At 65.8% G+C, this 14,666-nt stretch carries 13 protein-coding genes; all 13 read left to right on the top strand.

Annotated elements, in window-relative coordinates:
* The first annotated feature begins 137 nt into the window (after window positions 1–137).
* On the top strand, window positions 138–680 hold the full coding sequence (locus ABNQ40_RS01670; protein WP_109047591.1) for a 4Fe-4S dicluster domain-containing protein: 543 nt from the start codon (window positions 138–140) through the stop codon (window positions 678–680).
* A 67-nt stretch (window positions 681–747) separates the two neighbouring features.
* On the top strand, window positions 748–2,919 hold the full coding sequence (fdhF, locus tag ABNQ40_RS01675) for a formate dehydrogenase subunit alpha (RefSeq protein ID WP_109047592.1): 2,172 nt from the start codon (window positions 748–750) through the stop codon (window positions 2,917–2,919).
* A gap of 150 nt (window positions 2,920–3,069) precedes the next feature.
* Window positions 3,070–3,312, top strand: coding sequence for a hydrogenase maturation nickel metallochaperone HypA (locus ABNQ40_RS01680; protein WP_109047593.1), 243 nt, complete (start codon window positions 3,070–3,072; stop codon window positions 3,310–3,312).
* A gap of 155 nt (window positions 3,313–3,467) precedes the next feature.
* A complete protein-coding gene (locus tag ABNQ40_RS01685; RefSeq protein WP_109047594.1) occupies window positions 3,468–4,367 on the top strand; it encodes a LysR family transcriptional regulator in 900 nt (299 codons plus the stop codon).
* A gap of 173 nt (window positions 4,368–4,540) precedes the next feature.
* Window positions 4,541–5,152 carry a glutathione S-transferase family protein gene (locus tag ABNQ40_RS01690; protein WP_109490668.1) on the top strand — a complete coding sequence of 204 codons (612 nt, stop codon included), beginning with the start codon at window positions 4,541–4,543 and terminating at the stop codon, window positions 5,150–5,152.
* A 90-nt stretch (window positions 5,153–5,242) separates the two neighbouring features.
* A complete protein-coding gene (locus tag ABNQ40_RS01695; RefSeq protein WP_109047595.1) occupies window positions 5,243–7,327 on the top strand; it encodes a pyridoxamine 5'-phosphate oxidase family protein in 2,085 nt (694 codons plus the stop codon).
* A 96-nt stretch (window positions 7,328–7,423) separates the two neighbouring features.
* Complete coding sequence (locus tag ABNQ40_RS01700) at window positions 7,424–7,888, top strand: DUF1348 family protein (protein ID WP_109047596.1); 465 nt, start codon at window positions 7,424–7,426, stop codon at window positions 7,886–7,888.
* Between the two features lie 353 nt (window positions 7,889–8,241).
* The gene (locus ABNQ40_RS01705) at window positions 8,242–10,173 is read left to right on the top strand and encodes a bifunctional sugar phosphate isomerase/epimerase/4-hydroxyphenylpyruvate dioxygenase family protein (protein WP_109047597.1); all 1,932 of its coding nucleotides are present in this window, start codon (window positions 8,242–8,244) and stop codon (window positions 10,171–10,173) included.
* 40 nt (window positions 10,174–10,213) lie between these two features.
* Entirely contained in the window at window positions 10,214–10,663 is a 450-nt protein-coding gene (aroQ, locus tag ABNQ40_RS01710) for a type II 3-dehydroquinate dehydratase (RefSeq protein ID WP_109047598.1), read from the top strand.
* Entirely contained in the window at window positions 10,660–11,562 is a 903-nt protein-coding gene (locus ABNQ40_RS01715; protein WP_109047599.1) for a shikimate dehydrogenase, read from the top strand. The genes aroQ and ABNQ40_RS01715 overlap by 4 nt, the downstream gene beginning before the upstream one ends.
* 57 nt (window positions 11,563–11,619) lie before the next feature.
* The gene (locus ABNQ40_RS01720) at window positions 11,620–12,246 is read left to right on the top strand and encodes a TRAP transporter small permease (RefSeq protein ID WP_247879505.1); all 627 of its coding nucleotides are present in this window, start codon (window positions 11,620–11,622) and stop codon (window positions 12,244–12,246) included.
* A gap of 12 nt (window positions 12,247–12,258) precedes the next feature.
* Complete coding sequence (locus ABNQ40_RS01725; RefSeq protein WP_391345407.1) at window positions 12,259–13,539, top strand: TRAP transporter large permease subunit; 1,281 nt, start codon at window positions 12,259–12,261, stop codon at window positions 13,537–13,539.
* 35 nt (window positions 13,540–13,574) lie between these two features.
* Complete coding sequence (locus ABNQ40_RS01730; RefSeq protein WP_109048825.1) at window positions 13,575–14,594, top strand: TRAP transporter substrate-binding protein; 1,020 nt, start codon at window positions 13,575–13,577, stop codon at window positions 14,592–14,594.
* Window positions 14,595–14,666: the final 72 nt, after the last annotated feature.

Raw genomic sequence — 14,666 nt, forward strand, 5'->3', positions numbered from 1 at the left:
GATAAGCGATTTCAATCGGACGTGAAGCCACCGGTGCCCACAGCGGCCAACCGGCGCGCAACGCCAGGGAACAGTGAAGCGATGCCGGGGCGGATCCGTTCGACGGCCCCCTCCGGCTGCCAACAAGGACGACGGGAATGAACAGATTCGTCACTGCCAACCCGAGCAAGTGCATCGCTTGCCGCACATGCGAGGTCGCCTGTGCGCTTGCCCATTCCGACGGGGCCGGCGTCGAAGGACTGGCGCCGGAAAGCTTCAAGCCGCGCATCCGCATGGTGAAGACGGCCGACGTCAGCACCGCGGTGATGTGCCACCATTGCGAGGACGCACCCTGCGTCAACGCCTGCCCGAACAACGCCATCGTCTATCGCCAGCACAGCGTGCAGGTGGAGCAGGAGCGCTGCCTGGGCTGCAAGAACTGCGTGCTGGCCTGTCCGTTCGGCGTCATGGACGTGGTGACGGTGCCGGCGGTCCGGCAGTTCGCCGGCATGACGCTGAGCCTCGGCGTCAAGGCGCAGGCGCACAAATGCGATTTGTGCATCGGCCGCGATGCCGGCCCGGCCTGCGTTTCGGTCTGCCCGACCAGCGCCCTGACCTTGATGGACCGGGACGTCATGGACGAGACCCTGCGCCGCCGGCGCGAGCGCGCCGCCCTGGAAGCCGCTGAAGTCGCGGCCTGACTCCCATCACTCCCCATCACTGCGGCTGTCGCACAGCCGGCACAATCGAGCGAACATCGAGGTCGAGATGGAAAAGCATATGGCGGTCTGCCCGTATTGCGGTACGGGCTGCAAACTGAATCTGCTGGTCGAGGGCGGGAAGGTCGTCGGTGCCGAACCCCTCAACGGTGTCACCAATGAAGGAGAACTCTGCCTCAAGGGCTATTTCGGCTACGACTTCATCAACGACACCAAGATCCTGACGCCGCGCCTGCGCAACCCGATGCTGCGCCGCAGCCGCGATGCCGCCTTCGAGGCGGTGTCGTGGGACGAGGCGATCCAGTACGCGGCCAAGAAACTCAGTGAGATCAAGACCAAATACGGTCCCGACTCGATCATGACCACCGGCTCGTCGCGCGGCACCGGCAACGAGACCAACTATGTGATGCAGAAATTCACCCGCGCGGTCCTCGGCACCAACAATGTCGACAACTGCGCGCGCGTCTGCCACGGCCCGTCGGTCGCCGGATTGCAGGTGACGCTGGGCAACGGCGCCATGAGCAACTCGATCCCCGAGATCGAGCACACCAAATGCGTCCTGGTCTTCGGCTACAACGTCGCCGACAGCCATCCGGTGATCGCCAAGCGCATCATCAGGGCCAAGGAGCGCGGCGCGAAGATCATCGTCTGCGACCCGCGCAAGATCGAGACGGCGCGTCTGGCCGATCTGTGGCTGCCGCTGAACAACGGTTCCAACATGGCGCTGGTCAATGCCTTCGCCAATGTCCTGATCAATGAAGGACTCTACGACAAGGAGTATGTCGCCAATCACACCGAGGGCTTCGACGAGTACAGGAAGATCGTCGACAAATACACCCCCGAATATGCCGAGGCGATCACCGGCCTGCCGGCCGAGGATATCCGCGAAGCGATGCGCATTTACGCCGCCGCTCCCTCCGCCACCATCCTGTGGGGCATGGGCGTCACCCAGTGGGGCCAGGGCGTCGATGTGGTGAAGGGGCTGTCGGGGCTGGCGCTGCTGACCGGCAATCTCGGCCGTCCGAATGTCGGCGTCGGCCCGGTGCGCGGCCAGAACAACGTGCAGGGCAGCTGCGACATGGGCGTGCTGCCGACCGAGTTCCCCGGCTACCAGAAGGTCACCGACCCGGAGATTCGCGAGAAGTTCGCCAAGGCCTGGGGCGTCCCGTCGTTGCCCGACCAGATCGGCTATCGCCTGACCGACGTGCCGCATCTGGCGGAGACCGGCAAGCTGAAGGCCATGTATGTGATGGGCGAGGATCCGGCCCAGACCGAGCCGGACCTGACCCAGGTGCGCAAGGGCTTCGAGGCGATGGAGTTCGTCATCGTCCAGGACATCTTCATGACGAAGACGGCGATGTTCGCCGACCTGATCCTGCCGGCCACCTCCTGGGGCGAGCATGAGGGCGTGTTCAGCGCCGCCGACCGCAGCTTCCAGCGCTTCACCAAGGCGGTGGACGCCAAGGGCGACGTCAAGCATGACTGGGAGATCATCAGCCTGCTCGCCACGGCGATGGGCTATCCCATGCATTACGACAACACCAAGCAGATCTGGGACGAGCTGCGCGAGCTTTGCCCGATCTTCTACGGCGTCACCTACGAGAAGATGGAGGGGCTGGGTGCCGTTCCGTGGCCGTGCCGCGACCTCGACTCGGCCGGCTCCAAGTATCTCTACGAGGGCAACGTCTTCCAGCGGCCGGGCGGCAAGGGCCTGTTGTTCGCCACCGAATGGCGTCCGCCGCGGGACCAGCTGACCGAGGAGTTCCCGCTGATCCTCTGCACCGTGCGCGAGGTCGGCCATTACTCCTGCCGGTCGATGACCGGCAACTGCGCCGCTTTGCAGACGCTCGCTGACGAGCCGGGCTATGTCACCATCAACCCGAAGGACGCCAAGGCGCTGGGCATCCGCGACCAGGAGCTGGTCTGGGTGTCGTCGCGCCGCGGCAAGGTGATCACCCGCGCCAGCGTCACCGACCGCACCAACAAGGGGGCCGTCTATATGACCTACCAGTGGTGGATCGGCGCCTGCAACGAGCTGACCATCCACGCCGTCGATCCCATCGCCAAGACACCGGAATACAAATACGCCGCCGTCCGGGTCGAGGCGATTGCCGATCAGGTCTGGGCAGAGAATTACGTCCAGCAGGAATACGCGAAGCTGAAGGGTGGCCTCAGCAATGCGGTGACCGGTGCGGCGAAGAAGGCTCCCGCCTACGCGTGAGGTTTCTCCCTCTCCCCCCCGAGGAGAGGGTCGGGGTGAGGGGGATGCAGGGCGTGGATTCTCGGCAAAGGGCCGCGGCGCCACCCCCTCACCCTAACCCTCTCCCCGGGGGGGAGAGGGTTAGGGTGAGGTTTTCGAGGGACAATGCACATGCATGAGATCGCGCTGTGCCAATCCTTGCTTGAACAGGCGATGAGGGCGCGTGAGGCCAATCCCTTCGACCGGGTGGTGCGCGTCATCGTGTCGGTCGGTTGCGCCAGCCGGGTACAGCCCGATGCCTTGCGTCATGCCTTCGACCTGCTCAGCCCCGACACCTTCCTGGAGGGGGCCGATCTGCGGATCGAGCGTCCGCCGGGCGAGGCGTTCCGGCTCGTCGAGATGGAGGTGTCGTGAGGATAAAGCTTCGTGAGCCTACGATGCGTCGCATTGCCGCTGCGGCAGCCCGCGCGGAGACGCGGACACATGTTTGGGATCATTGATGTTGCTCGGGTCGTGATCGATACGTTCCCGATCCACGCTGCGCAAGACGTGGTGGGAGGAGACCCGGCATGCAGGAAAAACTCGAATTTCTGATCGCGCTGGCGACGGAAAAGCATTTCGGCCGTGCGGCACAGGTCTGCGGGGTGTCGCAGCCCAATCTGTCCGCCGCGATCAAGCAGCTGGAATCGACCATGGGCGTGCCGCTGGTCGACCGCGGCGCACGCTTCATCGGCTTCACGCCGGAAGGGGAGCGGGTGCTGGAGTGGGCGCGGCGCATCGTCGGCGACTACAAGGCGATGCGCGCGGATGTCGAAACGATGAAGCAGGGGCTGACCGGCACTCTGCGGCTGGTGGTGGTGCCGACGGCACTGCCGATGGTCCAGCGGCTGACCGCCACCGTCTGGTCGATGCATCCCGGCATCAAGATCACCATCGCTTCCCACAGCTCGACCGAGATTCTGTCCAGGCTGGAAAATCTGGAGGCGGAGGCCGGGATCACCTATCTCGACAACGAACCGCTCGGCAATGTCGACGAGGTGCCGCTCTATCACGAGCGCTACCACCTGATCACCTCGGCGGACAGCCCGTTCGGCACGCGCGACAGCGTGACCTGGGAAGAAGCGGCGACCCTGCCGCTCTGCCTGCTGAACACCACCATGCAGAACCGGCGGATCATCGACCGCGCCTTCGCCGAGGCTGGCGTGCATGCCGAACCGATGCTCGAATCCAATTCCATCGTCGTGCTGACCAATCATCTCTGCACCGGCATGTGGTCGACGATCATGCCGCGGATCATGGCGGATTCTCTGCTGCTCCCCCCTTCGATCCGCGCCATCCCCATCGTGGCACCGGAACTGTCGACCCTGATCGGCCTTGTGGTGTGCCGGCGCGACCCTCAGCCGCCGCTGACCGCGGCGCTGATCGCCGATGCACGCCGTCTCGCTCCCGAACTGACGAATGCCGCCTGACGGCATCGCTCCGCCTGTGAAAGAACGCTCGCAGGAGCGGAGCCGGCCGGAGATTATTTCATTCCAAGAAAGAATGAACTGCGAAAGCCGGGCATTCTCTCGGCGGTGATGATCCAGCACTCTGGTGATGCGGAACGGGAATGCCCCCGTCCGGCAAATCACCGGAGCTGGACATGAAGCTGTATCATCATCCCCTGTCGGGCCACTCGCATCGCGCCCGTCTGCTCGTATCGCTTCTCGGCCTGCCGCATGAGCTGGTGGAGGTCGACCTCAAGGCGGGTGCGCACAAGAGCCCCGATTTCCTGAAGCTCAATCCCTTCGGCCAAGTGCCGGTCCTGGACGATGCGGGCGTCATCGTCGCCGACTCCAATGCGATCCTGGTTTATCTCGCCAAGCGGGCAGGGCGTGGCGACTGGCTGCCGGAAGACCCCAGCGGTGCGGCGGCGGTTCAGCGCTGGCTTTCCGTGGCGGCCGGTGAGGTGGCCTACGGCCCGGCTGCCGCCCGGCTCATCACGGTGTTCGGGGCGAAGTTCAACGCAGACGAAGTCATCGGCCGGGCCCATATCCTGCTGGCCCGGCTCGAAAGCCATCTGAGCGCGCAGGATTGGCTGGTCGGCGATCACCCGACAATCGCGGACGTCGCGATCTACAGCTACGTCGCCCAGGCGCCGGAAGGCAACGTCGATCTCTCCGGCTACCCCTCCGTCAAGGCGTTTCTCGGCCGCATCGAGCAACTGTCGGGCTTCGTTCCCTTCGTACGGACGCCTGTCGGCCTCGCAGCCTGATCCATCGAGAAGATCGGGGGCCCACCCCCACAGCCACATCCCGCTCCCGGATATTCCGTCCGACCGCCACCCAAGCACGGGACACCGACGATGACCGCGACACTGACGACACTGCCGCCCTGGCATGAGGGTGAGACGTTCATCCAGCGGAAGCTGGGGGTGGCCGAACGGATGGAGGCCGTCGGTCAGCGGGTGATCCGCGACCACATGCCCGACCAGCATCGCGACTTTTATGCCCAGCTTCCCTTCATCGTGTTGGGCAGCGTCGATCCCGCGGGCGACCCGTGGGCCACGCTCCTCGTCGGCAAGCCGGGCTTCCTGTCGTCGCCGACGCCGACGAGGCTCGACGTCGCTACCCAGGCCGATCCCGGCGATCCGGCGGGGGAGGGCATGCGGGACGGCGATCCCGTCGGCCTCCTGGGGATCGAGATGCACACCCGGCGCCGCAACCGCATGAACGGCTTCGTCACCGCCATCGGCTCGGGATTTCGGGTCGATGTCGACCAGAGCTTCGGGAACTGCCCGCGCTACATCCAGCTTCGCGATGTCGACTATACACGGGATCCGGCGGAACCGTTCACCGGCGTGGTGGAGATCCTGCCGCAGCTGGACGAACAGGCGCGGTCCATGATCGGGGAGGCCGATGCCTTCTTCGTCGCCACCTATGCGGACCGGGCCGAGCGCCGTCAGGTCGACGTGTCCCATCGCGGCGGCAAGGCGGGCTTCGTCCGTGTCGCGGAGGACGGCACCCTCACGGTGCCCGACTTCAACGGCAACCTCTTCTTCTCGACCCTCGGGAACATCGTTCTCAACGGCAAGGCCGGCCTCGTCTTCGTCGATTACGGCAACGGCGACATGCTGCAGATGACCGGCGACGCGGAGGTTATCCTGGAATCGCCGGAGATTGCGGCCTTCCAGGGAGCCGAGCGGCTGTGGACCTTCAAGCCGCGCCGTATCCTGCGCCGGGCCGGCGCGCTGGCGCTGCGCTGGTCGTTCCGCAAGGAGGGCTGGTCGCCCAGTTCGCTGATGACGGGGGATTGGTCGCAGGCGGCGGCCCGCATGCAGGCCGGCGAGCTGGCGACACGCTGGCGCCCCTACCGGGTGACGAAGATCGTCGACGAAACCCCGGCGATCCGCTCCTTCCATCTCCAGCCGGCCGACGGAGCGGGCATTCTTCCCCATGCCGCCGGTCAGCATCTGCCGGTCCGCGTGACGGTTCCAGGGTCCGACAAGCCGGTCATCCGCACCTACACGCTGTCGGCCGCGCCGTCGGACGGCCAGTACCGGATCAGCGTCAAGCGGGAAGGGCTGGTGTCGCGCCACCTGCACGACCGCATCCATGCCGGCGACATCATCGAAGCGCGCGCACCCGACGGCGCCTTCACCATCGACCCTTACGGGACTAGGCCGGCGGTCCTGCTGGCCGGCGGCATCGGGATCACGCCGCTGCTGGCGATGCTGCGCCACATCGTCTACGAGGGGCTTCGCAAACAGCGGATGCGGCCGACCATCCTCATCCAGGCAGCCCGTTCGATATCCGAGCGTCCGTTCGACCGGGAGATCGCCGAACTGGTGAACGCGGCGCAGGGGGCGGCAGGGCAGGGTGCCGTCAGATGGATCCGGGTGCTCAGCGAGCCCGGCGCGGCCAAGGAGGGCGTCGACTATGAGGCGGTCGGCCGCATCGACATGGCCCTGCTGACCCGCTTCCTGCCGTTCGACGACTATGATTTCTACCTGTGCGGCCCGCCGGCATTCACGCAGGCGCTCTATGACGGATTGCGGAGCCGCAACATCGCCGACGGGCGGATCCACGCCGAGGCATTCGGGCCGTCGTCCTTGCAGCGCACGGCCGAAGTCGGGACCGCACCCCCGCCGGTCCGTCCCCTGCCGTCGAGCAAGCCGGTGCCGGTGGCCTTCATGACTTCGCTGAAGGAGGATCGCTGGACGCCGTCGTCCGGCACGCTGCTGGAGTTGGCGGAAGCGCGCGGACTGGAGCCCGAATACAGTTGCCGAGAAGGCACCTGCGGAACCTGCCGGACCAAGCTGCTGAAGGGTGCCGTGACCTATACCCGCGAGCCGGGCGCCAGCGTCGCCCCCGACGAGGTCCTGATTTGCAGTGCCGTGCCTGCCGAAACCGGCCCGGATGAGGAAAACCGCATCCAACTCGCCCTGTGAGCCCTTCACCGACCACGTCGACCGTGGTGCTGATCGCGCCGCGCCACGCTCTCACATCACTGCCTGTATCGTTTCATCCGCAAGAAGGAGCATGCCATGTCCCGTCCGCCGCTTCCCCCCTTCACCGCAGAGTCCGCCGTCGAGAAGGTCCGGCTCGCCGAGGATGGCTGGAACAGCCGCGATCCGGCGAAGGTCACTCTTGCCTATAGCGAGGACAGCCGCTGGCGCAATCGCGCCGAATTCGTGACCGGCCGCGCCGAGATCCAAGCCTTCCTCACCCGCAAATGGAACAAGGAGCTTGAATACCGGCTGATCAAGGAACTCTGGGCCTTCACTGGAAACCGCATCGCGGTGCGCTACGCCTACGAATACCGCGACGACAGCGGCCAATGGTATCGCGCCTACGGCAACGAGAATTGGGAGTTTGCCGAGGACGGGCTGATGCGCGCCCGGCATGCCAGCATCAATGAACACCCGATCGCCGAGGCTGACCGCAAGTTCCACTGGCCGCTCGGCCGCCGGCCCGACGATCATCCCGGTCTCAGCCATTTCGGTTTCTGAAGCCGGTGTTCCCAGATGTGACGGGGCCGTCCACCGTGGCGGCCTCGTTGCCATTTGTTATTGCCAGCGCTAAACCCGACGGAAGACTGACAGTTCTATGTTGCGCTGGACTGACATTTTGACATTGCGCCTACATACCAAAAACACATAAGCACAGTTATGGAAATTAAATTGACTGCCATGCGACGTCGCATGTCCACAGCCCATGGATAATACCGGGCTGGCCGACTGGCTCGAACCAGAGATGTTGTTCGATGCACCGATCATTGGCAATCAAAGCGTCTTGCGCCAAAATGTACGAACTGGTACGTTTGTTGATGTCTACGAACCATGCCGCTGCCGAAGGGGCTCCCATGCCGTCCAGCGCCTTTACCTTCAAAAAGTCGATCGCCACCGTTTCGCTGAGCGGCACCCTGCCGGAGAAGCTCGAGGCGGCGGCCGCCATCGGCTTTGACGGGGTCGAGATTTTCGAGAACGACCTGCTGACGTTCGACGGGTCGCCGGCCGATGTCCGCCGCATCGCCGAGGGCTTGGGTCTGGAAATCACCATCTTCCAGCCATTCCGCGATTTCGAGGCGATGCCGGATCCGATCCGCGCCCGCAACCTCGACCGCGCGGAACGCAAGTTCGACGTGATGCAGGAATTGGGTACCGACCTCGTGCTGGTCTGCTCCAACGTCCAGCCCGCCGCCATCGACGATCCAGCCCGCGCCGCCGCCGACCTCGCCGAAATGGCGGAGCGGGCGCAGCGCCGGGACCTGCGCGTTGGCTACGAGGCGCTGGCCTGGGGCCGGCATGTCAACCGTTGGCGCCAGGCCTGGGACATCGTGCAGCGCGCCGACCATCCGGCGCTGGGGCTGATCGTCGACAGCTTCCACACGCTGGCCCTGAACGACGACCCGTCCGGCATCGCCGACCTGCCGGGCGACCGCATATTCTTCGTTCAACTGGCCGATGCCCCGACGCTATTGATGGACGTGCTGTCCTGGAGCCGCCATTTCCGCAATTTCCCCGGTCAGGGCCAGTTGCCGGTCCGGCGCTTTCTCGATTCGGTGCTGGCATCGGGCTATCGCGGTCCGCTGTCGCTGGAGATCTTCAACGACGAGTTCCGCGCCGCCCCTGCCCGCCTGACCGCCCTCGACGGTTTGCGGTCGCTCATTCATGTGGAGGCCGAGGCCGGATTCGGTCCCGGCCTGCCGGCTCCGCCGGTCTGCCATGGCGTGGAGTTTCTCGAATTCGCCGTCGATGCGGCGGCACGCGACAAACTGTCGGCCCTGCTCGGCAGCCTGGGTTTCCGGCATGCCGGACGCCACCGCTCCAAGGATGTCGACCTCTACCGCCAGGGCGGCGTCAATCTGGTGCTGAACAGCGAGGAGGACTCCGCGGCGTCGGAGCATTTCCAGATGCATGGCCCCTCGGTCTGCGCCATGGCCTTCACGGTGGATGACGCCGCCCGCACCATTTCCCGTGCGGAGGCATTGCGCTGTGTGTTGTGGCGCGAGCGGGTCGGCGACGGCGAACGCCGGATCCCGGCGCTGCGGGCACCCGACGGCACGCTGATCTATCTGGTCGACGGCAAGGAAGCCCACCGCAGCATCTGGGAGGACGACTTCTACCTGTTCGCGGAAGAACCGGCCGGGCAGGAACCCAGCCCATCGCCCCGACACGGCTCCCCCCTGCTCGGCATCGACCACATCGCCCAGGCCCTGCCCTTCGGGCGGATGGACAGCTTCGTGCTGTTCTACCGCACGGTCTTCGGCTTCGTGCCGGAAAGCCTGTGGGAACTGCCCGACCCCTACGGCCTGATCCGCAGCCGGGCGCTGGTCAGCCCCGATGCCGAACCCGGCCGGGGCGTGCGGCTGCCACTGAACATCTCGGAAAGCCGGCGGACCGCCACCGGCCGTTTCGTCAGCGCCACCTCCGGCGCCGGCGTCCACCACATTGCCTTCGCCACCGCCGATGCCGCCGCGCTGGTGACAGACCGCCTAGCCGCTGGCGCCCCCTTCTTGCCGATCCCCGCCAACTATTACGACGATCTGGCGGTCAAGCACCCGCTGGACGATGCGACGCTGGCGACTCTGAAGGACCGCGAACTGCTGTATGACCGCGACGAGCAGGGAGAATTCCTGCACGCCTACACCGACAGCTTCGACGACCGCTTCTTCTTCGAGGTGGTGGAGCGGCGTGGCGGCTACCGGCAGTTCGGAGCGGTGAACGCCGCCGTGCGCATGGCGGTGCAGGCCCAGCTGCGCGAAGGCGCCCGGCCCGAACTTTATCTCGACTGAAAATGAACGAAACAGTGCGTTTGTTTGGAGACGCCCCACCATGAGCCGCCCGATCATCGTCCTCAACGGACCGAATCTCAACCTGCTGGGCAAGCGCGAGCCGCACATCTATGGCCACGAGACATTGGCCGATGTCGAGGCCGACTGCCGCCGCACCGGCGAGGCGCTGGGCCTTGCCGTCGATTTCCGGCAATCCAACGCCGAACATGTGCTGATCGACTGGATCCACGACGCGCGGGAGACGATGGCCGGGCTGGTCATCAACCCGGCCGGCCTGAGCCACACCTCGGTGTCGCTGATGGATGCGCTGTCGGCCTGCGCCTTCCCCATCCTGGAGGTCCACATCTCCAACATCCACCGGCGCGAGGAATTCCGTCATTTCTCCTACGTCTCGCGCGTCGCCGCCGGGGTGATCTGCGGCTTCGGCACCCAGGGTTACACGCTGGCCCTCCAGCGCATGGCCCGGCTGCTGGAAAGTGCCGCGAAATGAACGCCCTGTCCCGGCCGGCACCCGCCGTCGGCAATTCCATCCTCGTCGGCCTGATCGGCGCCGGAATTCAGGCCTCACGGACTCCGGCGATGCATGAGCGGGAGGCCGACGCGCTCGGCCTGCGCTGCATCTACCGGCTGATCGACCTCGACCGTCTCGGCCTCGGCCCCGATGCCCTGCCGGAGCTGCTGTCGGGCGCCGAGCGCATGGGCTACACCGGGCTGAACGTCACCTACCCGTGCAAGCAGGCGATCATTCCGCTGCTGGACGAGCTTTCGGACGACGCCCGCGCCATCGGGGCGGTCAACACCGTCGTGCTGAAGGACGGCCGGCGGGTCGGCCACAACACCGACTGTTCGGGCTTCGCCGAGGGCTTCCGCCGCGGGCTGGCCGGCGTGCCGATGGACCGGGTGGTGCTTCTCGGCGCCGGCGGGGCCGGAGCCGCAGTCGCCCACGCCGCCTTCCATCTCGGGACCGGCCGGCTGGACATCTTCGACGCCGACCCGGCGCGGGCGGCACTGCTGGCCGACCAGATCAACGTGCGCTTCGGCGGCGGACGGGCCATGGCAATCCCCGACCGGGACGGTCTGCGCGCCGCCGTGGCGGCGGCGGACGGGCTGATCCATGCCACGCCCACCGGCATGGCGAAGTTCCCCGGCCTGCCGCTTCCGGCAGAGATGCTGCATCCGCGGCTTTGGGTGGCGGAGATCGTCTATTTTCCGCTGGAAACCGAACTGCTACGCGCCGCGCGGTCCATCGGTTGCCGGACGCTGGATGGCGGCGGCATGGCGGTGTTCCAGGCGGTGGACGCCTTCCGGCTGTTCACTGGGGTTTCCCCCGATGCCGAACGCATCCGCGCCCATTTCGCATCGATGGACGCCGGCCGATCCGCCGCCTGATACTGGCCCCAATCGAATAGAGATAAGCCGGCGGGGCGCCGGCACCGGGAGGACCGCATGAGACAGCTGGTCGAAGCCTATTTCACCCTCATCAAGATTCTGATGGCGCTGTGCATGGCCGGCATGGTGGTGCTGGTGTTCGGCAATGTGGTGCTGCGCTACGCCTTCAACAGCGGCATCACGGTGTCGGAAGAGATGTCGCGCCTGTTCTTCGTCTGGATGTGCTTCCTCGGCGCCATCCTGGGCCTGCGCGAGCGGGCGCATCTCGGCGTCGATACGCTGGTGGCCCGCCTGCCGCGGACCGGCAAGATGGTCTGCGCGGTGCTCAGCTGCGGCCTGATGCTGTGGGTCACCTGGCTGGTGCTGCAGGGAAGCTGGACCCAGACCCTCATCAATTGGAGCGCCCAGGCACCGGCCACCGGCCTGTCGATGGGGCTGCTCTACGGCATCGGCGTGGTGTTCGGCCTGTCGACCGGCGCCATCCTGCTGCACGAGATGTATCTGCTGCTGACCGGAAAAATCTCCGACGACGACCTCGTGATGGTCTCCGAATCGGAGGACCTGCCGGAGGCCACCGCCCATGGCGCCCACACCGGCGGCCACCGGACGCACCAGTCCACCAACCAGGGAGGCAACCGGGCGGATACTGTGCCGCTGCCTCCCCGCACCGTCTCCAGCCGCTGAGGGCGCCGGACCATGACCATCACCATCTTCCTCGGCTCCCTGCTGGGCGCCATGGCCATCGGCATGCCCATCGCCTATGCGCTGCTGCTGTGCGGCGTGGCGCTGATGATCCAGCTCGACCTGTTCGACGCACAGATCGTGGCGCAGAACCTGATCAACGGCGCGGACAGCTTTCCCCTGATGGCCGTGCCCTTCTTCATGCTGGCCGGCGAGATCATGAACACCGGCGGGCTGGCCAAGCGCATCGTCAACCTCGCCATGGCGATGGTCGGCCACATTCGCGGCGGGCTCGGCTATGTCGCCATCCTGGCTGCGACGGTGATGGCCAGCCTGTCCGGCTCCGCGGTGGCGGATGCGGCGGCGCTGGCGACCCTGCTGGTGCCGATGATGGTGGCGGCCGGCCATGACCGCAACCAGTCCGCCGGTCTGGTCTCGGCCAGTGCCATCATCGCCCCGATCATCCCGCCCTCCATCGGCTTCGTCATCTATGGCGTGGCGGGCAACGTCTCGGTCACCAAGCTGTTCCTGGCCGGCATCTTCCCCGGCATCCTGCTGGCCATCGGCCTGTGCGGCGCCTGGTGGTACGTGTCGCGCAAGGAGAACCTGTCGCCCCCGCCGCGCCGCTCCCTGCGCGAGGTGCTCGCGATCCTGCGCGAGGGCGTGTGGGCGCTGATGCTGCCGGTGATCATCATCGTCGGGCTGAAGTTCGGCGTCTTCACCCCCACCGAGGCCGCCGTGGTCGCCGCCGTCTACTCGCTGTTCGTCGCCGTCTGCGTCTATCGCGAGATGTCGCTGGCCGACATCTACCCGGCCCTGCTGGGGGCGGCGAAGACGACCAGCGTCGTCATGTTCCTGGTCGCGGCGGCGCTGGTGTCGTCCTGGCTGATCACCGTCGCCAACCTGCCGGGGATGGTGACCGATCTGCTGGAGCCGCTGATGGGCAACCAGACCCTGCTGCTGCTGGCAATGATGGCGCTGGTGGTGGCGATCGGCACCGCGATGGACATGACGCCGACCATCCTGATCCTGACGCCGATCCTGGTTCCGGTGTGCAAGCAGGCCGGCATCGATCCCGTCTATTTCGGCGTGCTGTTCATCATCAACAACGCCATCGGCCTGATCACCCCGCCCGTCGGCACCGTGCTGAACGTGGTCTGCGGCGTGTCGAAGGTCAGCATGGAGGGCGTCATCAAAGGCGTCTGGCCCTTCATGCTGGTGCAACTGTTCGTCCTTTTCCTGCTGACCCTGTTCCCGTCGCTGGTGATGGTTCCGGCGGCCTGGCTCAGCCACTGATCCCATTCCGCAAGAAAAAACCCGGAGGAAACCCAATGAAGACGCACATGAAATCCCTGCTCGCCGGCCTGCTGCTGCCCGGCCTGCTGTTCGCCGGTGCCGCTACCGCCGCGGACTACAAGGACCGTTCGGTCAAATTCGCCTTCCAGAACGTCAAGGAGCACCCTCAGGGCCAGGGCGCGCAGAAGTTCGCCGACATCGTTGAGGCGAAGAGCGGCGGCAAGATCAAGGTGAAGCTGTTCCCCGGCGGCACGCTGGGTGGCGATGTGCAGACCGTTTCGGCGCTACAGGGCGGCATCGTCGAGATGTCGGTGATGAATGCCGGCATCCTGGTGTCCCAGGCCAAGGAATTCGCGCTGGTCGACCTGCCCTTCCTGTTCAACAGCGCGACCGAGGCCGACGCCCTGCTGGACGGTCCGGTGGGCGAGCAGCTGATGGCGAAGCTGCCGGAAAAGGGGCTGGTCGGGCTCGGTTTCTGGGACCTCGGCTTCCGCAACCTGACCAACAACCGCCGGCCGGTGAAGACCGCCGCCGACATCGCCGGCCTGAAAATCCGCGTCATCCAGACACCGATCTACATCGACATCTTCAAGGCGCTGGGCGCCAACCCGGTGCCGCTGGCCTTCCCCGAACTCTACAGCGCGCTTGAAACCGGCACCGTCGACGGGCAGGAGAACCCGGCCAAGACCATCGAACTGACCAAGTTCAACGAAGTCCAGAAATACATGACGATCACGCGGCACATCTACAATCCGCAGTCGCTGATCATCTCCAAGAAGTTCTGGGATACGCTGAATTCTGATGAAAAGGCCCTGTTCCAGAGCGCTGCGGCCGAAGCCACCGTCTTCCAGCGCAAGCTGTCGCGCGAGCAGGAGGCCGATGCGCTGGCGTCGCTGAAGGCGAAGGGCTTGACCATCGATGAACTGCCGGCCGACGAACTCGCCAAGATTCGCGAGAAGGTCAAGCCGGTGGTCGACAAGTACAAGGCCGAGATCGGCGATGCACTGGTCACCCAGGCCTATGCCACCATCGAAAAGAAGCGCGCGTCGAACTGACCGGCGAGTTCAAGGTGGAGTGTGTCCGCACGCTCCACCACTCCGGCATTGAGCTTTTTGTCACGTTCGTCC

It is taken from the genome of Azospirillum sp. A23 (assembly GCF_042938965.1).
In the GTDB taxonomy this organism is placed as follows: Bacteria; Pseudomonadota; Alphaproteobacteria; order Azospirillales; family Azospirillaceae; genus Azospirillum; species Azospirillum melinis.

Coding starts and splice junctions, on each gene's coding strand:
- ABNQ40_RS01685 (WP_109047594.1), top strand. CDS start 3,468: ATGCAGGAAAAACTCGAATTTCTGATCGCGCTGGCGACGGAAAAGCAT.
- ABNQ40_RS01680 (WP_109047593.1), top strand. CDS start 3,070: ATGCATGAGATCGCGCTGTGCCAATCCTTGCTTGAACAGGCGATGAGG.
- ABNQ40_RS01690 (WP_109490668.1), top strand. CDS start 4,541: ATGAAGCTGTATCATCATCCCCTGTCGGGCCACTCGCATCGCGCCCGT.
- ABNQ40_RS01715 (WP_109047599.1), top strand. CDS start 10,660: ATGAACGCCCTGTCCCGGCCGGCACCCGCCGTCGGCAATTCCATCCTC.
- ABNQ40_RS01705 (WP_109047597.1), top strand. CDS start 8,242: ATGCCGTCCAGCGCCTTTACCTTCAAAAAGTCGATCGCCACCGTTTCG.
- ABNQ40_RS01730 (WP_109048825.1), top strand. CDS start 13,575: ATGAAGACGCACATGAAATCCCTGCTCGCCGGCCTGCTGCTGCCCGGC.
- ABNQ40_RS01725 (WP_391345407.1), top strand. CDS start 12,259: ATGACCATCACCATCTTCCTCGGCTCCCTGCTGGGCGCCATGGCCATC.
- ABNQ40_RS01670 (WP_109047591.1), top strand. CDS start 138: ATGAACAGATTCGTCACTGCCAACCCGAGCAAGTGCATCGCTTGCCGC.
- ABNQ40_RS01720 (WP_247879505.1), top strand. CDS start 11,620: ATGAGACAGCTGGTCGAAGCCTATTTCACCCTCATCAAGATTCTGATG.
- ABNQ40_RS01695 (WP_109047595.1), top strand. CDS start 5,243: ATGACCGCGACACTGACGACACTGCCGCCCTGGCATGAGGGTGAGACG.
- fdhF (WP_109047592.1), top strand. CDS start 748: ATGGAAAAGCATATGGCGGTCTGCCCGTATTGCGGTACGGGCTGCAAA.
- ABNQ40_RS01700 (WP_109047596.1), top strand. CDS start 7,424: ATGTCCCGTCCGCCGCTTCCCCCCTTCACCGCAGAGTCCGCCGTCGAG.
- aroQ (WP_109047598.1), top strand. CDS start 10,214: ATGAGCCGCCCGATCATCGTCCTCAACGGACCGAATCTCAACCTGCTG.